Below are 4062 nucleotides of genomic sequence, written 5' to 3'. Positions count from 1 at the left end.
GATTCAGCAAGGGTTCCAGCGCGATCAGCGCCATGCTGCGCGTTTCGTTTCAGTCGATCTGGACCGCCGCCAGCTGGTGTCCGAAGCAGCAGGCCACCCGCTAACCCACTGGCTGGCTACGCCGGTGGGTGAATTGGAGCACCCGTTTCAACGCTCCAGTGATCTGGTCCGCCTGATCCTGTGCTGCCTGCGCGCGCTGCAGCACTTGAGCCGCGCCGGCCTGGTGCACGGCGGCATCCGCCCCGATACCATGGTGCTACGCCAGGCCGACAGCGGCGAGATCGACTTCGACAGCCTCACCTTTGTCGATTTCGGCGCGGCGCGCGCCACCCAGCTGCGCATCGAAAAGCCGCTATTCATCGATCTGGCCAGCCCGGACGCCATCTACCTGTCGCCAGCCATGAAGGAAGCGGTACAACGGGACTGGCAGACCTATGCCAAGCTGGTTGGCGAGCCCGGCTGCTCCAGCTGGTACGAGCTATCGGAAAGCGCACGCGCACAATACCAGTCGGTGCTGATGCCAGACCTTGCCGTCAACAATCTGGACTGGCGCGTCGACCTGTTTGCACTCGGCCACTGGTTCAAACAGATCTCGCTGCACCGCATCGATTACTTCAAGGATGCCCACCAGGAACAGCTCCCCGCCCTGATCAAGAAGATGCAAAAGCCGGTACTCAGCGGCGGCTTCAGCAGCCTGGAAACCTGCATCAAGGCATTCGAGGCACTGGAAATCGATCAGCGCCCCCTGGTGATTCCCGAGGCACCGCACACCTCCGGTGTCTATACCATGCAACCGACACCGGTATTGCACCCCTCTGGCGCAGCCGCAGTGGCCCCGACCATCCGTACACAGGACGAGTTTGCACCGGCGCCATTGAATATGGCGCGACGCACAAGCAAGCCAGTGCCCGGCAGTGGCAGGGGCAAGTTGGTCGGCATCGGCCTGGGGCTGATCATCGTGGCAGCAGTCGGCGCCGCCCTGCTGCGCTCACGCGATCAGCACGCCAGCGCACCGCCTGCTGCAGTCAACGCTGCGCAATCGACTGTCCAGCACCAGGATGCAGCACCCACACCCGCCACGACAGCCGCGCCCGAGCAGCAGACCGAATCGGCACAGGCACCCGACCCGAGCGCGCTGGCCGGCTTGTCGCTGGCGGATTTGCGCCGGGCGGCCGAGCAGGGCGACCCCGCCGCTCAAACCCAGCTGGGACGCCGCTATCGGAATGGACAGGATGTGGCAGTGGACAATGCCAAGGCGGTCGAGTGGTATCGCAAGGCCGCCGACCAGAACCATGCCGAGGCGCAAGCCTTGTTGGGCTTCATGTATATGACCGGTCGCGGCATCAGGAAGGACGATGGCGAAGCGGTCCGTTACTCGCGGCTGGCAGCAGAGCAGGGCAATGCCGTCGGGCAGTACAATCTTGGTCTGATGTACCTCAGCGGCCGCGGCGTTGCCGCCAGCAAGATCGAGGGCTACCGTTGGCTGAAAAAAGCTGCAGCACAAGACCCGGCCAATAGCCAGCGGCTCGCCGAAGTGAAGCGCACCATGAGCGCTGCCGAGCTCGCCCAAGCTGAAAACACCCAGTAGCGTTGCGATAATCCAACATGCCCAGCCGGCAACTCAGGCTTTCTGGGTGGCGCCTTGCGCTTTCGCTACAGTGCTCACCTTGTACAATTGCATTTTCACCACAGTCCATGACCAACCAGGGAGAAACCCGATGAATTCGACCCGTCGCCTCGTACTGAGCGCCCTTGCCACTTCCATGCTGCTGGTCGCCTGCGGCAAGAAGGAAGAAGCCCCCGCACCGGCAGCCCAGCCGGCTCCGGCCGCCAATGCCCCGGCTGCGGTCAAGACGTACAAGGTCGGTTCTGATGCAAGCTACGCGCCATTCGAGTCGGAAACCGCCGACAAGAAGGTGGTGGGTTTCGATGTGGACGTATTGACGGCTGCCGGCGAGAAAGCCGGCTTCAAGGTGGAATTCATCAATACCCCGTGGGAAGGCATCTTCAACACCCTCGGCACGGGTGATCGCGATATCGTCGCTTCCGCCGTCACCATCACCGACGAGCGCAAGCAAACCATGGACTTCAGCGAGCCTTACTTCGAAGCCAAGCAGCTGATCGCGGTGCCCGAAGCCAGCAAGGTAAGCAAGGCCGATGACCTGAAGGACAAGAAGGTCGGCGTGCAGACCGGCACCACCGGCGATGAAGTGGTGCAGAAGATTCTTGGCAAGACCAGCCCGAACATCAAGCGCTTCGAAAGCACGCCGCTGGCGATCAAGGAACTGCAAAACGGTGGCGTGGATGCCGTGGTAGCCGACAATGGCGTGGTGATCAACTTCGTGGCCAACAACCCCGATGCCAAGCTGAAGATCGTCGAAGACGCCGGCTTTGCCAAGGAGTACTACGGCTACGCTGTGAAGAAGGGCAATACCGAAGTGGCCAACAAGGTCAGCGAAGGTATCAAGGCGATCAAGGCCGACGGCACCTACGACAAGATCTTCGCCAAGTATTTCGGCGCCAAGAAGTAAGACGGGCTGCGGTTTTCGCCAATCCCGACGGAGCGCAATTTAGGACAAATTGCGCTTCTTTTTTTAGCCAACGGACAGGAATCGCATGGACTTCGCCGCCGCCTGGAAATCACTGCAGACTACCCTGCCCTTTTTCAGCCACTTCCGCCCGGAAATCGTCTGGGAATACCGGCAACTGTTTCTGGAAGGCGCGGTGATGACCCTGAAGATCACCATCATCGCTGTGTTCTTCGGCACACTGATCGGACTGGTGGGCGGCATGGCGCGCCTGGCCGATGCCCGCCACGGCCCGTGGCGCCTGGTACTGCGCTGGCTGGTACGACTGCCGGCGACTGCCTACGTTACCTTCTTTCGCGGTACACCCCTGTTCGTGCAAATCATGCTGGTGCATTTCGCCCTGATGCCGATGCTGGTGCACCCCAGCGACGGCCTGCTGATCACCGGCGATCTGGCGCGCAGCCTGCGCCAGGACTACGGCGCCTTCATGTCGGGCTTGGTTGCGCTGACCCTCAATGCCGGCGCCTATATCACGGAAATCTTCCGTGCCGGCATCCAGTCCATCCATCGCGGTCAGACTGAGGCCTCGCGCTCCCTGGGCATGAACTACTGGCAGACCATGCGCCATGTGATCATCCCGCAGGCGTTCCGCCGCATGCTGCCGCCGCTGGGCAATGAAGCCATCATGCTGCTGAAGGATTCATCGCTGGTGTCGGCCATTGGCCTTGCCGAGATGGCCTATGCCGCACGTACGGTGGCTGGCGCCTATTCGCGCTATTGGGAGCCCTATCTGGTCATCTCCTTCAGCTATCTGGCGATGACCATGTTGATGGCCGCTGCCATCGACCGGCTGGAGCGGCGCTATCAGGCAGCTGGTGGCGTGTAGTCAAAGATTAAGGGGCCGCAATGGCCCCTTTTCACTACGGGTTCAGTCGCCGCTGATTGCCCACTTGGCTTGCAAGATGGTGAGCCTGATGCGCACATCGCGCCGCTCGCGTTCCTTGTCCTCGCGGCTGCGGTGCAGTTTGCGCTTTTCATCCTCATTGCTGGCCTTGCCAGCCTTGTCGTTCAACTCGCTGATTTCACGCCCCAACCGCGCCACCGTGTTCTCGGCATCATCCAGCTCGCGCTTGAGCTCATAGCGATCATGACCGCGCTGGTATTCGCGCAAGAATGCGCCTTGTAGCTCTGGCGCGCAGACGTTGGCATATGACTCTCCGGCCCGCCCCACCCGATAGCCGTTTTCCGGCGTGCAATAGGCACGCAGACCGCGCTCGCGGCCACGCGAGTATTCAGCGGCATTGGGAATGATGCGGGCCTTCTGGCAGGCTTCTGCATAGTCGCCAAGCTGATCACGCCGGCCATCGCGGCCATCGCGCTCACCCACGCCATACCAGTCGCCAGCGCGGCACTCGGCTTCGGACATGGCAGCGCAGCCGCCCAGCCCCGCCAGCATCAGCAAAATGACCATCGTTTTCATTGCTGTCTCCTCGAATCTGTCTACACACAAAGGCGCAAAGGTATAAGCGCGCCA

At 61.6% G+C, this 4062-nt stretch carries 4 protein-coding genes; 3 read left to right on the top strand and 1 reads right to left on the bottom strand.

The genetic code is table 11. The annotated features are described in order from the left end of the window. The 3 genes from ACE3OH_RS20380 to ACE3OH_RS20370 form a co-directional block, all read left to right on the top strand. A partial coding sequence (locus ACE3OH_RS20380) for a Sel1-like repeat-containing protein kinase family protein (RefSeq protein ID WP_374357457.1) occupies positions 1 to 1588 on the top strand: 1588 nt, incomplete at its 5' end. A 130-nt stretch (positions 1589 to 1718) separates the two neighbouring features. Next, positions 1719 to 2531 carry a basic amino acid ABC transporter substrate-binding protein gene (locus ACE3OH_RS20375; protein ID WP_374357454.1) on the top strand — a complete coding sequence of 271 codons (813 nt, stop codon included), beginning with the start codon at positions 1719 to 1721 and terminating at the stop codon, positions 2529 to 2531. A gap of 85 nt (positions 2532 to 2616) precedes the next feature. Next, positions 2617 to 3414: an amino acid ABC transporter permease gene (locus ACE3OH_RS20370; protein WP_374357451.1), complete on the top strand. Its 798-nt coding sequence runs from the start codon at positions 2617 to 2619 to the stop codon at positions 3412 to 3414. Positions 3415 to 3456: 42 nt separating this feature from the next. Here the strand turns inward: ACE3OH_RS20370 and ACE3OH_RS20365 are convergent, their stop codons facing one another. Further along, positions 3457 to 4008 carry a DUF2799 domain-containing protein gene (locus ACE3OH_RS20365; protein WP_374357448.1) on the bottom strand — a complete coding sequence of 184 codons (552 nt, stop codon included), beginning with the start codon at positions 4006 to 4008 and terminating at the stop codon, positions 3457 to 3459. Positions 4009 to 4062 lie beyond the last annotated feature (54 nt).

Origin of the sequence: Chitinimonas sp. (genome assembly GCF_041904975.1) — a bacterium.
In the GTDB taxonomy this organism is placed as follows: Bacteria; Pseudomonadota; Gammaproteobacteria; order Burkholderiales; family Chitinimonadaceae; genus Chitinimonas.
This window is presented reverse-complemented; position numbering and strand designations above follow the sequence as displayed.